Annotated in this window: 13 protein-coding genes and 2 pseudogenes; 9 read left to right on the top strand and 6 right to left on the bottom strand. The window is 71.1% G+C overall.

Annotated features, from left to right (window positions below; all coding sequences use genetic code 11):
• The first annotated feature begins 630 nt into the window (after window positions 1-630).
• Window positions 631-1,632, top strand: a complete 1,002-nt coding sequence (locus ASC56_RS29065) for a fatty acid desaturase (protein WP_055494542.1) — start codon at window positions 631-633, stop codon at window positions 1,630-1,632.
• Window positions 1,633-1,713: 81 nt separating this feature from the next.
• Here ASC56_RS29065 and ASC56_RS43220 read toward each other — a convergent pair.
• The 4 genes and pseudogenes from ASC56_RS43220 to ASC56_RS29050 form a co-directional block, all read right to left on the bottom strand.
• Window positions 1,714-1,956: pseudogene (locus ASC56_RS43220) on the bottom strand (aldo/keto reductase); the annotation flags it as partial.
• Window positions 1,956-2,447, bottom strand: a complete 492-nt coding sequence (locus ASC56_RS29060) for an MFS transporter (RefSeq protein ID WP_055494541.1) — start codon at window positions 2,445-2,447, stop codon at window positions 1,956-1,958. The gene ASC56_RS29060 and the pseudogene ASC56_RS43220, both read right to left, overlap by 1 nt.
• A 41-nt stretch (window positions 2,448-2,488) precedes the next feature.
• A complete protein-coding gene (locus tag ASC56_RS29055) occupies window positions 2,489-3,448 on the bottom strand; it encodes a M56 family metallopeptidase (protein WP_063785022.1) in 960 nt (319 codons plus the stop codon).
• A gap of 10 nt (window positions 3,449-3,458) precedes the next feature.
• Window positions 3,459-3,818, bottom strand: coding sequence for a BlaI/MecI/CopY family transcriptional regulator (locus ASC56_RS29050; RefSeq protein ID WP_055494539.1), 360 nt, complete (start codon window positions 3,816-3,818; stop codon window positions 3,459-3,461).
• Window positions 3,819-4,071: 253 nt separating this feature from the next.
• Here ASC56_RS29050 and ASC56_RS29045 point away from each other — a divergent pair, with 253 nt between their 5' ends.
• Window positions 4,072-4,719, top strand: a complete 648-nt coding sequence (locus tag ASC56_RS29045; RefSeq protein ID WP_055494538.1) for a phosphatase PAP2 family protein — start codon at window positions 4,072-4,074, stop codon at window positions 4,717-4,719.
• Window positions 4,720-4,879: 160 nt separating this feature from the next.
• Here the strand turns inward: ASC56_RS29045 and ASC56_RS29040 are convergent, their stop codons facing one another.
• Window positions 4,880-5,965, bottom strand: coding sequence for a CU044_5270 family protein (locus tag ASC56_RS29040; protein ID WP_055494537.1), 1,086 nt, complete (start codon window positions 5,963-5,965; stop codon window positions 4,880-4,882).
• Window positions 5,962-6,639 carry an RNA polymerase sigma factor gene (locus ASC56_RS29035; RefSeq protein WP_055494536.1) on the bottom strand — a complete coding sequence of 226 codons (678 nt, stop codon included), beginning with the start codon at window positions 6,637-6,639 and terminating at the stop codon, window positions 5,962-5,964. The genes ASC56_RS29040 and ASC56_RS29035 overlap by 4 nt, the downstream gene beginning before the upstream one ends.
• Window positions 6,640-6,865: 226 nt before the next feature.
• On the opposite strand from ASC56_RS29035, the gene ASC56_RS29030 reads away from it, so the two are divergent.
• The 7 genes and pseudogenes from ASC56_RS29030 (at window position 6,866) to ASC56_RS29005 (ending at window position 16,193) form a co-directional block, all read left to right on the top strand.
• Window positions 6,866-7,732: a DUF2797 domain-containing protein gene (locus ASC56_RS29030; protein WP_055494535.1), complete on the top strand. Its 867-nt coding sequence runs from the start codon at window positions 6,866-6,868 to the stop codon at window positions 7,730-7,732.
• A 146-nt stretch (window positions 7,733-7,878) separates the two neighbouring features.
• Window positions 7,879-8,265 carry an antibiotic biosynthesis monooxygenase gene (locus ASC56_RS29025; RefSeq protein ID WP_055494551.1) on the top strand — a complete coding sequence of 129 codons (387 nt, stop codon included), beginning with the start codon at window positions 7,879-7,881 and terminating at the stop codon, window positions 8,263-8,265.
• Between the two features lie 237 nt (window positions 8,266-8,502).
• Window positions 8,503-9,243, top strand: a complete 741-nt coding sequence (locus tag ASC56_RS29020) for a response regulator transcription factor (RefSeq protein WP_305793671.1) — start codon at window positions 8,503-8,505, stop codon at window positions 9,241-9,243.
• The gene (locus ASC56_RS29015) at window positions 9,240-10,898 is read left to right on the top strand and encodes a cell wall metabolism sensor histidine kinase WalK (RefSeq protein ID WP_079102767.1); all 1,659 of its coding nucleotides are present in this window, start codon (window positions 9,240-9,242) and stop codon (window positions 10,896-10,898) included. Before ASC56_RS29020 ends, ASC56_RS29015 begins: the two co-directional genes overlap by 4 nt.
• Window positions 10,899-10,912: 14 nt before the next feature.
• Window positions 10,913-12,127, top strand: a pseudogene (locus tag ASC56_RS42205) (glycosyltransferase); the annotation flags it as partial.
• A gap of 222 nt (window positions 12,128-12,349) precedes the next feature.
• A complete protein-coding gene (locus ASC56_RS42200; RefSeq protein WP_055494549.1) occupies window positions 12,350-14,569 on the top strand; it encodes a glycosyltransferase family 39 protein in 2,220 nt (739 codons plus the stop codon).
• A gap of 145 nt (window positions 14,570-14,714) precedes the next feature.
• Window positions 14,715-16,193, top strand: coding sequence for an MFS transporter (locus tag ASC56_RS29005; protein ID WP_234377101.1), 1,479 nt, complete (start codon window positions 14,715-14,717; stop codon window positions 16,191-16,193).
• Window positions 16,194-16,316: the final 123 nt, after the last annotated feature.

The raw sequence follows: 16,316 nt of genomic DNA, 5'->3' as shown, positions 1-16,316 counted from the left end.
AGGAGCGCAGGCCCGGCCGGCGTCCGTGCCGCGCGCGGTGAGCGGAGCGAGCCGCCTTGAAACCAGCAGAGAGAGTTGTTACTCAGTTCCTTCGTGATGCGCCATGGGGAAGCCTCGCACCGCTCGGGACGGCTGATGATGAGCAACTCGCCAAAGTTCTCCGTTCGGAGTTGACGGCAACGACGACACACAGACGCACATGATCGCTGGCTTCAGCGATCGGATCGGGAGGCTGCGGCTCCGCCCCACGGCGTGCTGCCCGATCCTACGGATCAGAAGGTTGCAGGTTCGAATCCTGCCGAGTGCGCAACAGTTCGGAGGCCCTGTGGATGATCCACAGGGCCTCTGACTTATGTCTTGACGGCAGGGTTTTTCGGCAACCGCGTTCGGGAGTGGATCAGGGGTGTCCGAAGGTCAGGGCCTGCCCTCCCACGGAGCAGACCGCGGCCACCGCTGAGATTTGGTCCCGCGACGTTCACACCATGGACATGAGCGACGACCTGCGTGGATGCCGTCCGGTGCGATCGTGTGCCCTGGGCCGCCGAGCGCGCTCGAGAGCGCACGCACGCGCGCGCGATCCCGTCGGTCCGGCACCGCGTCCCAAAAGGCTCAAGCAACGGCGAGGAACCGATGAACCCGAGCGACGCTGACCGTCCTGAACAGGCCGTCGCCGAAGGCGACGCCGACACCGCGGCCGGGGTCAAGCCGCTGCTCGACGCCCCGCAGACGGCCGCGGCGGCGGTGGCGATGTGGACCTTCGTCGTCGGCCCGCTGATCTGCCTGATCGTCGCGGTGCCGTTCGCGTGGGGATGGGGCTTGTCGGCGTTGGACGTCGGTATGGCCGTGGTCGCCTACCTCGTGTCCGGCTTCGGCCTGGCGGTCGGCTATCACCGCCTCTTCACGCATCGCTCGTTCAAGGCGCGGCGGGGCCTGCGGATCGCACTGGCCGTCGCGGGTTCGCTGGCGGTCGAGGGCTCGCCGGTCCAGTGGGTGGCGAACCACCGCCGCCACCACGCATTCGCCGACCGCGAGGGTGACCCGCACTCGCCCTGGCGCTACGGAACCGACACCCGCGCGCTGCTCAAGGGGCTTCTGCACGCGCACATGGGGTGGATGCTGAAGCGTGAGCTGAGCAACCGGGCCAGGTTCGCGCCTGACATCGCCGCCGATCCCGACCTGCGGCTCGTCGGTCGGCTCTTCGGGCCGCTCACCGCCGTCTCACTCCTGGCCCCGGCGCTGGTCGGCGGGCTCGCCACCGGCACCTGGAGCGGTGCGCTGGCCGGGTTCTTCTGGGCCGGCGTGATCCGGATGGCGCTGCTGCACCATGTCACCTGGTCGGTGAACTCGGTCTGCCACGTCGCGGGCAGGCGCCCGTTCGCCAGTCGGGACAAGGCCACCAACTTCTGGCCGCTCGCACTGCTGTCCTTCGGCGAGAGCTGGCACAACTCACATCACGCCGACCCCACGGGCGCGCGCCACGGCGTGCTGCCGGGCCAGGTCGACCCGGCGGCACGCCTGATCTGGGTATTCGAGAAGCTGGGCTGGGTCCACGACGTTCGCTGGCCGAGCGCGGACCGGCTCAGCGCTCGGCTGCTGCCCGAACCGGCCGGTCCGCACGAGTCCACGGCCTGACGTCCCTCGGGCGGCGCGTCGCCCCGGGGCCCCGCGCCGGACACAGCAGCCGGCGCGGGACCTCGCGTGCACATCCGCCGCGTTGAGATTGCTGAGGCCGAACTCGGCGAAGTGTCCCTCGCGGTGAAGCTCGTCCACGACTCGCAAGGTGTCCTCCAGTGGTGTGCGCGAGTCGCGGTAGGCGAGGTACAGAAGGGCGACGGAGTCGGTCCGCAACCGTTCGAGCGTCGCGCGGACGCTCTTCCTCAGGACGTCCCCCGGCCCGGCTCCCCCTCCCAAGAAGCACTGCGCTTCCTCCTCCAGTGGTCCGGCCGCACTCCCCATCAGAACGACCGCGCCGCGGACCGCGGAGACGACCACGCCCAGGGCTGGAAGGGACACCACTCGCATGGACCGGTGGGGTAGCGCCGATCAAGCCCGCGTCGGGCGCCGTTTCGGGGGGAGGCGGCCGGCGAGAAGGCGGAGGCTGCCGCGCCCTGTCCGAGGCGGGCCGCCCACAGCGGCGCGGTGGTGTCGGCGAAGGCGGGCAGCGCCGAGGCCGCGGCGAACGCGGCCAGGCCACCGAGCAGTACCGGGCGGGCGCCGACCCGGTCGGCCAGGGTGCCGAAGACCGGTTTGAGTAGGACTTCTGCACCGTCGTAGAGGGCGAGCAGGCCGCCGAGGCTGAGCAGAGAGTCGTGGTGCCCGCTGGTGAAGCGGCCCAGGGCGGCCGCGACGCTGTGAGCGCCGAAGACGGTGGTGAACCCGGGCGCGTACAGCGGCCACAGCCGGGCGCGGCCCGGCAGGCGGCCTTGGCTGGGTGTGGTGGTCGGCACCTGCGGCCTCCTGGGCTTCGGGTCCGACGGCGGCGGGCGGGTCAGGCGCCGGCGAGTTTGAGGAGGAGGTGCAGGTCGTGGGCGGCTGCGAAGGCGCACAGGGCGCTGGAGCCGACCACGGCGGCGGCCCCGGCCAGCGGCAGCAGAGCGTGGTTCAGCGGCGGCGAGGAGGCTCGCGATGGGGCGAGCAGGGCGGCGACACGTCGCGGGACGGGACCTGCGGTGGCCAGAGGGTTGCGGTGCCTGCCGAGCAGGCCGAACACCGCCCCGGGAAGCCGGCGGCGGGAGGGGTGATGGGCGGTGGCCAGGGCTGCCTTGCCGACCGCGCGGGCGACTTGGCGGCGGTCGCCGCAGGTGGTCGCGGCGCGCTCGTCCGCCCAGCGTTCCACGGTGTAGGCGACGGCGGTGGCCACCGGTTTCAGCAGCGGGTTGACCGCGACGGCAAGATGGGCGGCGGCGACGAAGGCGTAGTGGTGGCAGGCCAGATGGGCGGCCTCGTGCGCGAGCATCGCCTCGCGGTCCGTGTCGTCGAGGGCATCCAGCATGCCGGTGGAGACGACGACCCGGCCGGGCAGGCCGGGCAGTGCGTAGGCGTCGGGGGCGTCGTCATCGACGATGACGAGCCGCTCGGGGCCGGGAAGGCAGGCGGCTTCCAACGCCGCGGCGGCCAGCGCGCGCATCCGCCGCCACAGCATCCGTACTCCCGCCGCTACGGCTGCGGCGAGCACGACCGCGGCGACGACCGACTCGACCACGGAAACGGAGTCGCCCGCACGCACCGTCGCCAGTGACCAGTCGCCCAGAGAGGCCGCCAGGGGCCAGCGCACCAGGCCCGCCACCGCCAGCACACCGAGGGCCGCACAGCTGAGGGCGGCCAACGCCAGCCCGCACACGGTGAGCAGCCAGGTCGCCAGCCGCGGTTCCAGGCGGTCGGCCAGCGGCCGGGCGGCCAGCGCGGCGGGGACGGGGAACAGCAGCGGCAGGTAGACCAGCAAATGCATCAGCACCGGCTCACCTCTGGTCCGGGACGTCGCCCAGGAGCTGCCTCAGCAGTTGCTCATCCTGGGCGGAGAGGTCTTCGACGAACCGGACGAGCACCGCCTCGTGGTCCGGATCGGACTCCAGTACCTGCCGCATTCGCCGCGCGGCCAGGCCGTGCGTGTCGTCGACGGGCGTATACGCGTACGCACGGCCCCGCTTGCTGCGGGTCAGCAGTCCCTTGTCGAACATCCGGGACAGCACCGTGACCACCGTGCTGTACGCCAGGTCGTCACCCAGGCGCTGGAGCACCTCACCGGGGGTCAATGCCTGCCGGGAGGACTGCAGCAGTGCGAGGACCTCCGACTCCAGTGCGCCGCCGGCTCTCCGCACGCCTGGAAGTCTTTCCGCGTTCACCAGTTGGCCACCTTCCCCCTGATCGTCTACAGTCACGTAGACCTTCTACATCGCGTAGAAGTTCGGCGTGCCGCCGAGTCTGCCATCCCCGCCCATGCGAGGCACACCCGGGCGGCACCCCGCTCCTGAAGCCGCGCACCGCCGGTCCTCGAACTTCTACGAGTCTGTAGATTTCCGTGGTGTTGCGCGACTCCTGGCCCGCCAGCCCTGACCTGGGAGATTCCGCCTGATGACAGTCCACCCGATGGTCCCCCTCGCGTTCGACGGCTCCGGCATCGACGGTTCGCTGTTCACCACCGTCACCGACTTCGCCCGCGATACGAAGTGGCTCAACGCCCCACTCGCCCTGTGGACCAACGTCGGCCTCGGAGTCTTCGCGGTCCTGATGCTGGTCGGCTGGTGGAACGCCCGTCGCCGCGACACCTCCACCATGACCCTCGCCCTGGCCGCACCCGTCGCCGTCGTGGCCGCCTTCGCAGTCACCGAAGTCGCGAAGAAACTGGTCGCGGAGGTGCGGCCGTGCTACTCGATGCCACACGACTACTTCGTCTCCGCGTGCCCGGCCCGCAGCGACTACGCCTTCCCCAGCGGCCACAGCACCACCGCCTTCGCCACCGTCGCCGCCCTGTGGCTACTGGATCGCCGCCTGTCCGCCGTAGCCGCCGCCTTCGCCCTCTTGGAAGGCTTCACCCGCGTCTACCTCGGCGACCACTACCCCCACGACGTGCTCGGCGCCGCTCTGCTCGCCCTGCCCGTCGCCTACCTCACCAGCCGCATCCTGGGCCGTGTCGCCGTCCCTCTCGTCACCCGTCTGCGCACCGGAGTCCTGCACCCGGTGCTCGTCGCGGCCCCTGCCGGCCCCCACGTCGCCCGCTGACCGAACGCCAGGAGCGAACCGCTCAGAGACGCGCTTGATCACCAACCCGAGCGATCGGAGTCGTAGGCCGCGGCCGCTCCTCATGGCATGGTGCCCGGTCCTACGGAGCAGAAGGTTGCAGGTTGGAATCCTGCCGAGTGCGGGCGGGTCAACCGGGCTGTCACGGAGTCCGCTTGATGCCGTCGACGACGCCCCGGTTCATGATGGCGCTGGTGTAGATCACCGTGCCGGGCTTGATCAGGCCGTCCTTGCCGTTGTTCTTCCGCACCTGGACGGTGCGCTCGCCGAGGAAGACATGGGTCTTCCTGTCGAAGATCCATTCCTCGCGCTGACCACTGGTCTCGTCGAGCCGGGCCACCGCCACCCCATGCCGGCCCACCGCGTCCACCGCGTCCTGTACCACGACGACACCGGGGATCTTCGCGGCGGCCTTGAACAGTGCCGAGTAGAGCTCCGCCGGGGGGTAGCTCTCGCCGAGCAGGTCCCCGATGGTGGTGAACGCCTCCTGGTCGGGGGAGTTGCCGTGACCCTTCGTCTCCTTGTAGATCTTGGCAAGCAGTTCGTCGGGGTCGGTGGTGAGCTTGGCCAGGTAGTCGTACGACGGACTGTTCAGGTACGCCTTGGGGGTGTTGCCCTGCTCGTCGGGGAGGCTCAGGGTCTCGCCCTCGGAACCGCGGTTGACCGCGGGGTCGATCAGCCAGCCCTTGGTGCCGTCCGGGGACTCCCATACCTGGCGGCGGTGCAGCTCGTGGCCGGCCACGGTGGTCTTGTCGTCGACGGTCCTCAGGAAGGTGTCGGCCGTCTTGGACTCGATGTAGATGTACTGGCCGGGCTTGACGGCCGGGTGGGACCCGTCGGCTGCCGCCAGCGAGATCTGGTCGAGCAGCTGCGGCACGCCCTTGGCGGTCGCGGCGCCGATCTGCGTCGTCAGGGCCGGTCCGGTGGCCACGCCACTGTCCTGGATCCCGCCACCGCCGGACATCGCGAGCCCGGCGACGACCACCCCCGCCACAGCGGCCGCCATGGCGGGCAGCGCGATCGCCGGACGCGGGAGCCGGAACCGCCGTGCCTTCGCAGGGGCTGCCGTCGCCGTGCGCTCTTCCTGCTGCATGTCGTGGATCTGGGCCATCAGACGCTCCCTGTGGTACTCGTGGCGGCCCGTCGGCAGGTCACGCGCCGTCCGGGACAGAAGCTGTGCGCTCTCATCCCACTCGGCCGCGTTCTGCCGGGACGTGTTCGCGTTCATCGGTTTCCTTCCTGTGCGGGCCGGATCGCGTTGGTGTGATCGCCTCTTGTCTGTCGGCCGACGAGGCCGCCTTCCCGATTCCTGCGAACTCTCTCGCCCGCCGTTTCGCTTGCCGGGCGGACTGCTTCGGCAAAGGGGCGCGCCGATTCGGCCTCGGCCAGCACACGCAGCTTCTTGCGGGCCCGGGAGAGCCGGGAAGCGACCGTTCCGACCGGTATCCCGAGCGCTTCCGCCGCGGCCTCGTAGTCCAGGCCCTCCCCCAGGCAGAGCGTGATGACCTCGCGCTCCGGTCTGCGCAGCGCGGCGAGTGCGGTGAGGGCCGCCGCGAGTCGTCGCCGGTCGTCGACCCGGGCGGCCACCTCGTCGGCGTGGTCGGCCACCGACAGTTCCGCCGCCGCGGCGGCGTTGGCCGCCGCCCGGTACCGCCGGTTGCTCCGGTACTGGTTGCGCGCCGTGTTGGTGGCGATGCCCAACAGCCAGGGCCGCAGGGAGCCGCCCTCGGGGTCGACCTTGTCGCGAAGCCGCCATGCCTCCATGAAGGTCGCGGCCATCACGTCCTCGGCCGCCGACCAGTCGGCGGTCAGCCGGAAGGCATGGTTGTAGACCGCGCGGGAGTAGCTGTCGAACAGCTCAGCGAACGCGGTCGATTCCCCGGCCCGTACCCGGGTACGCATATGAGTGCTCACCTCGATGAGCTGTCCGGCACCCCACACCCGCTTCCCGTGACCTGCGCCACACTCGGCCTGGACACGCCTTCCAAGCTCGGCTGATGGGCCACAGCGGGTGTTGCCGCGCGCCTCCCATCCCACCTTCGTAGCGTCGGTGGCCTGTTGTACACCCCGGTGGTGATGAGGCCGACGTGCCCGTTCCGTTGTCAGAAGGGCCCTAGTCTCGGGAGCGATGACACAGGTGTGGAGATGCGTGGGGCTGCGGTGGGATGACGGCGTGCCCGTGCTGGGGTGGCAGGGCGGGCGGCGCAGTGGTCTTGAGCGGGGGAAGCGGGTGGCCTTCGCGGTCGTGGCGGAGGGGGTGCGCACGTGCGTCGGGGCGCGGGGACACGAGTGCCCCGTGCGGGCCGTGGTGCCGGGGCGGAGCACCGGAGCGCGGTGCGAGGAGTGTGCGTGGCTCGACCGTGCGCATTCCGTCGCCGCCGACACTGTCGCCGATGATCCACGGCCGTATCACGTGTATCTCGCCTGGTTCGGGCCCGGCATGGTCAAGGTCGGGATCACCGCCGTGGAGCGCGGCTCGGCGCGGCTGCTGGAGCAGGGTGCCGTCGCCTTCAGCTGGCTGGGCCGTGGTCCGCTGATGGCGGCGCGGCGCGCGGAGGAGCTGTTGCGGGCCGCGCTGCGGGTGCCGGACCGGATCCCGTACGCCGACAAGCGGGCGGTGCGGGCCGCGTTGCCGCCGGCCGAGGAGCGCGTCACCGAGCTGGCGGACCTGCACACGCGGGCGGTCGCTCTCGACGGCTGGCCGGAGTCGCTGGAGCGTGCGCCGTTCCGGGGCGTCGACCACGGCGGGGTGTTCGGGCTCGACGGGTTGCCGCCCGCGGCAGGAGTGGTCGGCGAACTGGTGGCGGGCGGGGTGGTGAGCGGTGATGTGCTGGCCGCCGCCGGGCCCGATCTTCACCTGGCCACCGGGCGCGGGGTTCTCGTCCTCGACACGCGGTTGATGACGGGCTGGGAGCTGACGGCCGCCGCTCGGGACGAAGTGACCGTGCCCGTACGGGAACTGGGGGGCTCCGGGGTCCAGGACGGGTTGTTCTGAGGGTCCGTCCGACCCGCCTGGTGCCGACCTGACCCAGCCGGTCGGAATCGGCGTGGGGGCCGCCAAGGTCAAGAGGGGGATCCCTTTCGGACCCCGTTCGGCAAGGGGGTGGACCTGGGGTACCGGTGCCACCGATCGTGGACGACATGAGCGATCACCGCGTTGCGCCTGTCGGAGCCCACGAACCCCCTTACTACGCCGTCGTCTTCACCTCCCTACGGACCGAGGGGGACCGCGGATACGGAGAGACCTCCGACCGGATGGAGGAGCTGGTCAAGGAGGTCCCCGGGTATCTCGGGATGGATCAAGCCGGGACGCCGGGCGGGCTCTCGATCACCGTGGGGTACTTCCGGGACCTGGCCGCCATCGAGGAGTGGCGGAGCAATCTGGAGCACCGTGCCGCCCAGAAGCAGGGACGGGCGCACTGGTACGAGACCTACACGCTGCACGTCGCCAAGGTCGAGCGCAGCCACACGTTCGAGCGCAGCCACACGTTGGAGCGCGGTGGGGCCGTCGAGCGGGCACATGACTGAGTGACGTACGGGCGGCGCCTGGGTGAGAGCCCGTCATCCCAGGCGCCGCACAGCCTGTTCATGGGAACGGCCGTTCATTCGCCTCTCATCCGCGGCCCGCGGCGAGGTCACGGACCCACGGAACCGGGCCGTTCCACAGTCTTCCAAGGAGTTCCCTGAGAGGCGCCTGTGTGTTTCTCAGGGAAATCACAGATCAGTGAAAGGGTGCTCTCAGAGGACCCCGACATGGTGTCCACCATGACCACGACCTCGCCCCAGGGGCGCACCGAACTGCTGAGGCCGGACGGGAGCCCCGTCCGAGTGCTGGTGGTGGACGACGAGCTGTCGATCACCGAACTGCTGTCCATGGCCCTTCGTTACGAGGGCTGGCAGATCCGCGGCGCGGGTGACGGGCAGGGCGCGATCCAGACCGCGCGAGAGTTCCGGCCCGATGCCGTCGTCCTCGACATGATGCTCCCGGACATGGACGGCCTGACCGTCCTGGGGCGGCTGCGCCGCGAACTGCCGGACGTGCCGGTCCTCTTCCTCACCGCCAAGGACGCCGTCGAGGACCGGATCGCGGGTCTGACGGCCGGTGGGGACGACTACGTCACCAAGCCGTTCAGCCTCGAAGAGGTCGTGGCCCGGCTGCGCGGACTGATCCGGCGCTCCGGCGCGGCGGACCGGCGGTCGGAGTCCGTACTGGTCGTGGGGGACCTCACCCTGGACGAGGACAGCCACGAGGTGTGGCGGGCCGGCGAGTCCATCCACCTCACCGCCACCGAGTTCGAGCTGCTCCGTTTCCTGATGCGCAATCCACGGCGCGTGCTCAGCAAGGCGCAGATCCTCGACCGCGTGTGGTCGTACGACTTCGGTGGGCAGGCCAACGTGGTCGAGCTCTACATCTCCTATCTGCGGCGCAAGATCGACGCGGGACGCGAGCCGATGATCCACACCAGGCGCGGCGCCGGTTACCTGATCAAGCCCGCGGTGTCATGAGGCGGCGACGACGGCCGCGTACGCAGAAGCGAGGACGACAGCCGCGCACGCTGCGGACATGGCTTGTCGTCTCCTCGGTCACCCTGATCGCCGTGGTGGGCGCCGTGATCGGTACGGTCACGACCATCGCGCTGGGGCAGCTTCTGTACCAGCAACTGGACGGGCAGGTCACCGAGTCCGCGAAGCGGGCCGCGGGTCCGCCCGCGAACCTGGTGGTTCCGGGCAACGGCAACCAGGGTCCCGGCAGTCCGAACGGCGACTCGTCGGGGCACTCCTCCGGCAGCGCCACCACGCAGGACAGGCTGGAGGAGTTCGCCACCCGGGGGCCGACGCAGCCCGACACCGTCGCCGCCCAGATCGACTCCAGGGGTGCGATCACCAAGGCGGTCATCGCCAAGGAGGTCTCCTCCACCAGCGGCGGCTTCGAGCGTATGAACGCCGTCGTGCTCTCGGCGGCGCAGACGGCCGCGCTCTCCTCCGTCCCGCGTGACGACAAGCTGCGCACCGTCACGGTCCCGGGTCTCGGCGAGTACCGCGTCAGATACGTCTCCGGCGCCAAGGGCAACTACTACGTCGCCCTCCCCACCCGGACCGTCACCAACACCATCGACACGCTCATCCTTGTGGAGGTCAGCGTCACCGGCGCCGGGCTCGTCGCCGCCGGGATCGCCGGGTCCGTGCTCGTCGGGCTCGCCCTGAGGCCGCTGCGCAAGGTCGCCGCGACCGCCACCCGCGTCTCCGAACTCCCGCTGCACACCGGTGAGGTGACCCTCGACGAGCGGGTGCCGGAGTCCGAGACCGATCCACACACCGAGGTCGGACAGGTCGGCGCCGCCCTCAACCGCATGCTCGACCATGTCCACGGCGCCCTGCACGCGCGCCAGCAGAGCGAGATGCGCGTACGGCGGTTCGTCGCGGACGCCAGCCATGAGCTGCGCACTCCGCTCGCCTCCATCCGCGGGTACGCCGAGCTGACCAGGCGGGGACGGGAGGAGACCGGCCCCGACACCCGGCACGCCCTCAGGCGGATCGAGTCCGAGGCCGGGCGCATGACCCTGCTCGTCGAGGACCTGCTGCTGCTCGCCCGGCTGGATGCGGGGCGCCCGCTGCAGTTCGGGCAGACCGACCTCGTACCGCTCGTCGTGGACACCGTCAGCGACGCGCGCGCGGCCGGACGCGATCACAACTGGCGGCTGGAACTGCCCGACGAGCCCGCCCTCGTGTCGGCCGACGCCGCACGGCTGCAGCAGGTGCTCGTCAATCTGCTCGGCAACGCCCGGACCCACACCCCGCCCGGTACGACCGTCACCGCCCGTGTGCAACGACGGGGACCGTGGCTGTGCCTGGACGTCCAGGACGACGGCCAGGGCATTCCCCCCGATCTGCTGCCGCACGTCTTCGAGCGGTTCGCGCGTGGTGACTCGGCGCGCTCCCGGTCCACCGGCTCGACCGGACTCGGGCTCGCCATCGTGCAGGCCGTGGCGACCGCGCACGGCGGTGCGGTGACCGTCGACAGCGTGCCCGGGCGCACGGTGTTCACCGTGCATCTGCCGGCGCTCACCCCGTACGTCCCCACGCCCGCTCCCGAAACGAACTGGCAACGGCACTCACAGGCACAGCACAGTGCCACCACATCGGTGCAACAGGGCTCTTGAGAAGAGTCGGTTCCATGCGAACCGACACTTCTCCCGGCACTCTGCCGGCGCGGGAGCACCTCCCGGCCGCAGGCGCCGGTACGCCTGTCCTGGACGTAGTGATCCCCGTCTACAACGAGGAGAAGGACCTCCGGCCATGCGTGCTCAGACTGTACGAGCACCTCAAGCGCACCTTCCCGTACGCGTTCCGCATCACGGTCGCGGACAACGCGTCCACGGACACCACCCCCCAGGTGGCCGCGCGGCTGGAGGCGGAGATCGCGGAGGTGACGACCTTCCGGCTGGAGCAGAAGGGCCGCGGCCGGGCGCTGCGGACCGTCTGGTCCGCCTCGGACGCCCCGATCCTCGCCTATATGGACGTGGACCTGTCCACCGACCTCAACGCACTGCTGCCCCTGGTGGCGCCGCTGATCTCGGGCCACTCCGACCTGGCGATCGGCTCCCGGCTCGCCCGTAGCTCCCGCGTCGTGCGCGGCCCCAAGCGCGAGTTCATCAGCCGTGCCTACAACCTGATCCTGCGCGGCTCGCTGCAGGCCCGCTTCTCGGACGCGCAGTGCGGCTTCAAGGCGATCCGTCGCGATGTGGCCCGGGTGCTGCTGCCACTGGTGGAGGACACCGGCTGGTTCTTCGACACCGAGATGCTGGTCCTCGCCGAGCGCGCGGGCCTGCGCATCCACGAGGTGCCGGTCGACTGGGTCGACGACCCGGACTCCACGGTGCACATCGTGAAGACGGCGACGGACGACCTCAAGGGCGTGTGGCGCATCGGCAAGGCCCTGGCCACCGGCTCGCTGCCGCTGGACCGGCTCGCGCGGCCGTTCGGTGACGACCCGCGCGACCGCGATCTGCAGAACGTGCCCAAGGGGCTGGCCCGCCAGCTCGTCGGCTTCTGTGTGGTCGGCGGTCTGTCCACCCTCTTCTACCTGCTGCTCTACAGCCTCTTCCGGCAGTTCTCGGGCTCGCAGGTCGCCAACGCGCTGGCCCTGCTGGTCTCGGCCGTCGCCAACACGGCGGCCAACCGCCGGCTCACCTTCGGGGTGCGGGGCCGGGGCGGCGCCGTCCGTCACCAGGCGCAGGGCCTGGTCGTCTTCGGGATCGGCCTCGCTCTCACCAGCGGCTCCCTCGCCGCCCTGAACGCGGCGACCAGCAACCCCGCCCACTCCACGGAGCTGGGGGTGCTGATCGCCGCCAACCTCGCGGCGACGGTGCTGCGGTTCCTGCTCTTCAGGGCCTGGGTGTTCCCGGACCGGCGCGAGGACTCCCCGACGCCGGCGTCCCCCGTCATCTCCCACGACCCCGCCTCGCTCACCTATGCCACGACGGCGACCGCGCCCCGGTACGAGCAGTACCAGCCGTACCAGCAGCACCACGCGTACGAGCAGTACCCGCCGCTGCCCCAGCGCCGCACGGCGCCCCACCCCCGTACGACACCACCCAGTGAGGGACTCACGATGACCACTGACTACGACCGGACGAGTCATCCCGGGGGTTCGGGTCCCTCGTCCTGGGGGCCGCCGCCCCACCCGACGGCCGTGCGGGAGCCGGGGGTACCGGCTCCCACCCCCCAGGCCGGTGAGCCCAAGCAGCCGTTCGCGCGCAGAGTCGGGCGCGGGCGACCCGAGGACCCGCGCTGGGTGCGCCCCGCGTTCCTCGGCCTGCTGCTCGCGACGGGTCTGCTGTACCTCTACGACCTGAGCGCCTCGGGATACGCCAACTCCTTCTACTCGGCGGCGGTCCAGGCCGGCAGCAGATCCTGGAAGGCGTTCTTCTTCGGCTCGCTGGACGCCGCCAACGCGATCACCGTCGACAAGCCCCCGGCCGCGCTGTGGCCGATGGCCCTGTCGGTGCGGATCTTCGGTCTGAACTCGTGGGCGATCCTCGTCCCCGAGGTCATCATGGGCGTCCTGACGGTCGCCGTGGTCTACGCGGCCGTCCGGCGCCGGTTCAGCCCCGCGGCCGGTCTGATCGCGGGCGCCGTGCTCGCGCTCACCCCCGTCGCGGCGCTGATGTTCCGGTTCAACAACCCGGACGCGCTGCTCGCGCTGCTGATGGCGCTCACGGTCTACTTCGTCGTCCGGGGTCTGGAGGACGGCCGCACCAAGTGGCTGGTGTGGGCGGGTGTCGCGGTCGGCTTCGCCTTCCTGACGAAGACCCTGCAGGCCTTCCTGATCCTGCCCGCGCTGGCGATCGTGTACGGCGTCTGCGCACCCGTGAGGCTGCGGAAGCGGCTCGGCCAGCTGGCCCTCGCGACCCTGGCGCTGGTCGTCTCGGGCGGCTGGTGGGTCGCCATCGTCGAGCTGTGGCCCGCGTCCTCCCGCCCGTACATCGGCGGTTCGCAGAACAACTCCTTCCTGGAGCTGACCTTCGGCTACAACGGCCTCGGCCGCATCAACGGCGACGAGACCGGCAGCGTCGGCGGCATGGGCGGCGGCAACGGCGGCCAATGGGGCGCGACCGGCTGGAACCGGATGTTCAACGCCGAGATCGGCTCGCAGATCTCCTGGCTGCTCCCGGCCGCGCTGATCCTGCTCGTCGCGGGCCTCGTGCTGACCCGCAAGGCCCCGCGCGCGGACCTGGTCCGCGGCTCGTTCCTCGCCTGGGGCGGCTCGCTGCTGATGACGGCGGTCGTCTTCAGCTACATGGCCGGCATCTTCCACCAGTACTACACGGTGGCCCTGGCCCCCTACATCGCCGCGCTGGTCGGCATGGGCGCCACGGTCCTGTGGGAGGAGCGGTCGAGGACGTGGGCGTCGCTCACGCTCGCGGCCACCGTCACGGCGACCGCGGCCTGGGGGTACATGCTCCTCCACCGCACCCCGAACTACCTGCCGTGGCTGAAGTGGCTGGTCCTCGTCGGCGGTCTGGTGGGCGCCCTCGGTCTGATCTTCGCTGCTCGACTCGGGCGGCAACTCGCCCTCGCGGCGGTGGGTCTGGGCATGGCGGCCTCGCTCGCGGGCCCGACCGCGTACACCCTGACCACGGTGAACCAGGGCCACACCGGCTCGATCGTCACGGCCGGTCCGGCGGGCGCGAGCATGATGGGCGGCCGCGGTGGGCCCGGCGGCGGTATGCGTGGCGGCTTCGGCGGCGGCATGCCGGGCCAGAACCAGCGCACCGGCAACGCCCAGGGCACGAACGGCCGGCAGGGCGGCGGCTTCCCGGGCGGCGTCAACGGCGGCACCGGTGGCTTCCCGGGCGGAGGCGTGGCCGGCCAGAACGGCCCGAACGGCCAGAACGGCCCGAACCAGGGTGGCTTCCCGGGCGGCGGCCGGACGGGCGAGGGCGGCATGGGCGGACTGCTCAACGGCGCGAACGTCAGCTCCGAGGCCAAGAAGCTGCTGGAGACGGACGCCGGGAAGTACGCCTGGGCCGCCGCGTCCGTCGGTTCCCAGAACGCGGCGAGCTACCAGCTCGCCACCGGCGAACCGGTGATGGCGATCGGCGGCTTCAACGGCAGTGACCCCTCCCCGACACTGGCCCAGTTCCAGAAGTACGTGACGGAGGGCAGGATCCACTACTTCATCTCCGGCGGCGGCTTCGGCGGCGGTCGCGGCGGCAGCAGCGGCTCCAACGTCTCCTCGCGGATCAGCTCGTGGGTCGAGAAGAACTTCAAGAAGGTGACGGTCGGTTCGGCCACCTTCTACGACCTCACGCGGAAGACGACCGGCTGACGGCTCGCGGGACCGACGGTCTCCTCGGGGCGGTGGCCCGGGGCGTACGAACGCTCCGGGCCACCGCCCTTCGCGGGTACGCCCTTCGCGGGTGCGGCCGGAACGTCGTTGTACGCCGTACAAGAGTTGTTCTACGGTGTACAGCGTGACGACCACCTCCCAGGGACACCCCCAGCGCTGGCTGATCCTCGGCGTGATCTGTCTCGCGCAGCTCACCGTGCTGCTCGACAACACTGTGCTGAACGTCGCGATCCCCTCGCTCACCCGCGAACTGGGCGCGGCCACCTCGGACATCCAGTGGATGATCAACGCGTACTCCCTGGTGCAGTCCGGCCTGCTGCTCACCGCGGGCAGCGCGGCCGACCGTTACGGCCGCAAGAAGTTGCTGGTCGCGGGGCTGGCCCTGTTCGGACTCGGCTCGCTGGCCGCGGGGCTCGCCGACTCCACCGGCCAACTGATCGCGGCCCGGGCGGGTATGGGCGTCGGCGGCGCGCTCCTGCTCACCACGACCCTCGCGGTGGCGATGCAGATCTTCACGCCCGAGGAGCACCCCAAGGCGATCGGCATCTGGAGCGCCGTGAACGCACTGGGGTTCGCGGCCGGCCCGCTCCTCGGCGGGTTCATGCTCGACCACTTCTGGTGGGGCGCGATCTTCCTGATCAACCTGCCGGTGGCGGCGCTGGGCCTGGCAGCGGTCGTGGCCCTCGTACCGGAGTCGAGGAACCCCCGGGGCGACCGCCCCGATCTGCTCGGCGCCCTGCTCTCCACCGTAGGGATGGCCTCGCTCGTGTTCGCGATCATCTCGGGCCCGGAGCGCGGCTGGACCTCGGCGCGCGTGCTGCTGACGGCCGCGTTCGCCCTCCTCGTGCTGGCCGGCTTCGCCTGCTGGGAGAGCCGGATCCGGTACCCGATGCTGGATCCGCACTTCTTCAGGGACCGCCGGTTCACGGGGGCGGTCGCGGGGGCCGTGCTCATCGCCTTCGGCATGGGCGGGGCGCTCTTCCTCCTCACCCAGCACCTTCAGTTCGTGCTCGGATACGGGGCCCTGGAGGCGGGCCTGCGTACGGCGCCGCTCGCGCTCACCGTCGTGGCGCTCAACTTCAGCGGGCTGACGGCGAAGTGGACGACCAGGCTCGGCACGCCGGTGTCCATCGCGCTCGGCATGGTGCTGATGTCCTGCGGCCTGGTCTCGATCGCGACGCTCGCGCCGCACGGATACGGCGGGACCCTCCTCGGGCTGCTGCTCATCGGCGCGGGATGCGCGGTCGCCAACCCGGCCATGGCGCACGCCGTCATGAGCGCGATCCCGCCCGCGAAGGCGGGTGTGGGCGCGGGCATCAACGGCACGCTCGCGGAGTTCGGCAACGGGCTGGGGGTGGCGGTGCTGGGTGCGGTCCTCAACTCCCGTTTCGGGGCATTGGTCCCGGTCGCCGCGACCTCCCTGCCGGGGGCCTTGGCGGCGGCGGGGACGGGGGACGAGCGGCGACGGATCAGGGACGCGTTCGCCTCGGGCCTGACGGACGGTCAGTTGGTGGGGGCGGTGGCCGTACTGCTCGGAGGGCTGGTGGCGGCGGCGTTGTTGCGGAGGGCGGAGCGGGTGGACTCGGAGGTGTTGGTCGCCTGAGAGCTCGGTGTCCGAGGGTGCCGGGCGGCCGCGGAACGCTTCTGGCCGGTCGCACGGTTCCCCGCCCCCCTCACGGGGCGCCTAGCATCGTGAGGAGCGGTAGGAGTGTCGAGGAAGGTGCGC

Source organism: Streptomyces sp. TP-A0356, from assembly GCF_001417775.1.
GTDB lineage: Bacteria > Actinomycetota > Actinomycetes > Streptomycetales > Streptomycetaceae > Streptomyces.
This window is presented reverse-complemented; position numbering and strand designations above follow the sequence as displayed.

Coding starts and splice junctions, on each gene's coding strand:
- ASC56_RS29065 (WP_055494542.1), top strand. CDS start 631: ATGAACCCGAGCGACGCTGACCGTCCTGAACAGGCCGTCGCCGAAGGC.
- ASC56_RS29055 (WP_063785022.1), bottom strand. CDS start 3,448: ATGCATTTGCTGGTCTACCTGCCGCTGCTGTTCCCCGTCCCCGCCGCG.
- ASC56_RS29045 (WP_055494538.1), top strand. CDS start 4,072: ATGACAGTCCACCCGATGGTCCCCCTCGCGTTCGACGGCTCCGGCATC.
- ASC56_RS29040 (WP_055494537.1), bottom strand. CDS start 5,965: ATGAACGCGAACACGTCCCGGCAGAACGCGGCCGAGTGGGATGAGAGC.
- ASC56_RS29035 (WP_055494536.1), bottom strand. CDS start 6,639: ATGCGTACCCGGGTACGGGCCGGGGAATCGACCGCGTTCGCTGAGCTG.
- ASC56_RS29030 (WP_055494535.1), top strand. CDS start 6,866: ATGACACAGGTGTGGAGATGCGTGGGGCTGCGGTGGGATGACGGCGTG.
- ASC56_RS29025 (WP_055494551.1), top strand. CDS start 7,879: ATGAGCGATCACCGCGTTGCGCCTGTCGGAGCCCACGAACCCCCTTAC.
- ASC56_RS29020 (WP_305793671.1), top strand. CDS start 8,503: ATGACCACGACCTCGCCCCAGGGGCGCACCGAACTGCTGAGGCCGGAC.
- ASC56_RS29015 (WP_079102767.1), top strand. CDS start 9,240: ATGAGGCGGCGACGACGGCCGCGTACGCAGAAGCGAGGACGACAGCCG.
- ASC56_RS42200 (WP_055494549.1), top strand. CDS start 12,350: ATGACCACTGACTACGACCGGACGAGTCATCCCGGGGGTTCGGGTCCC.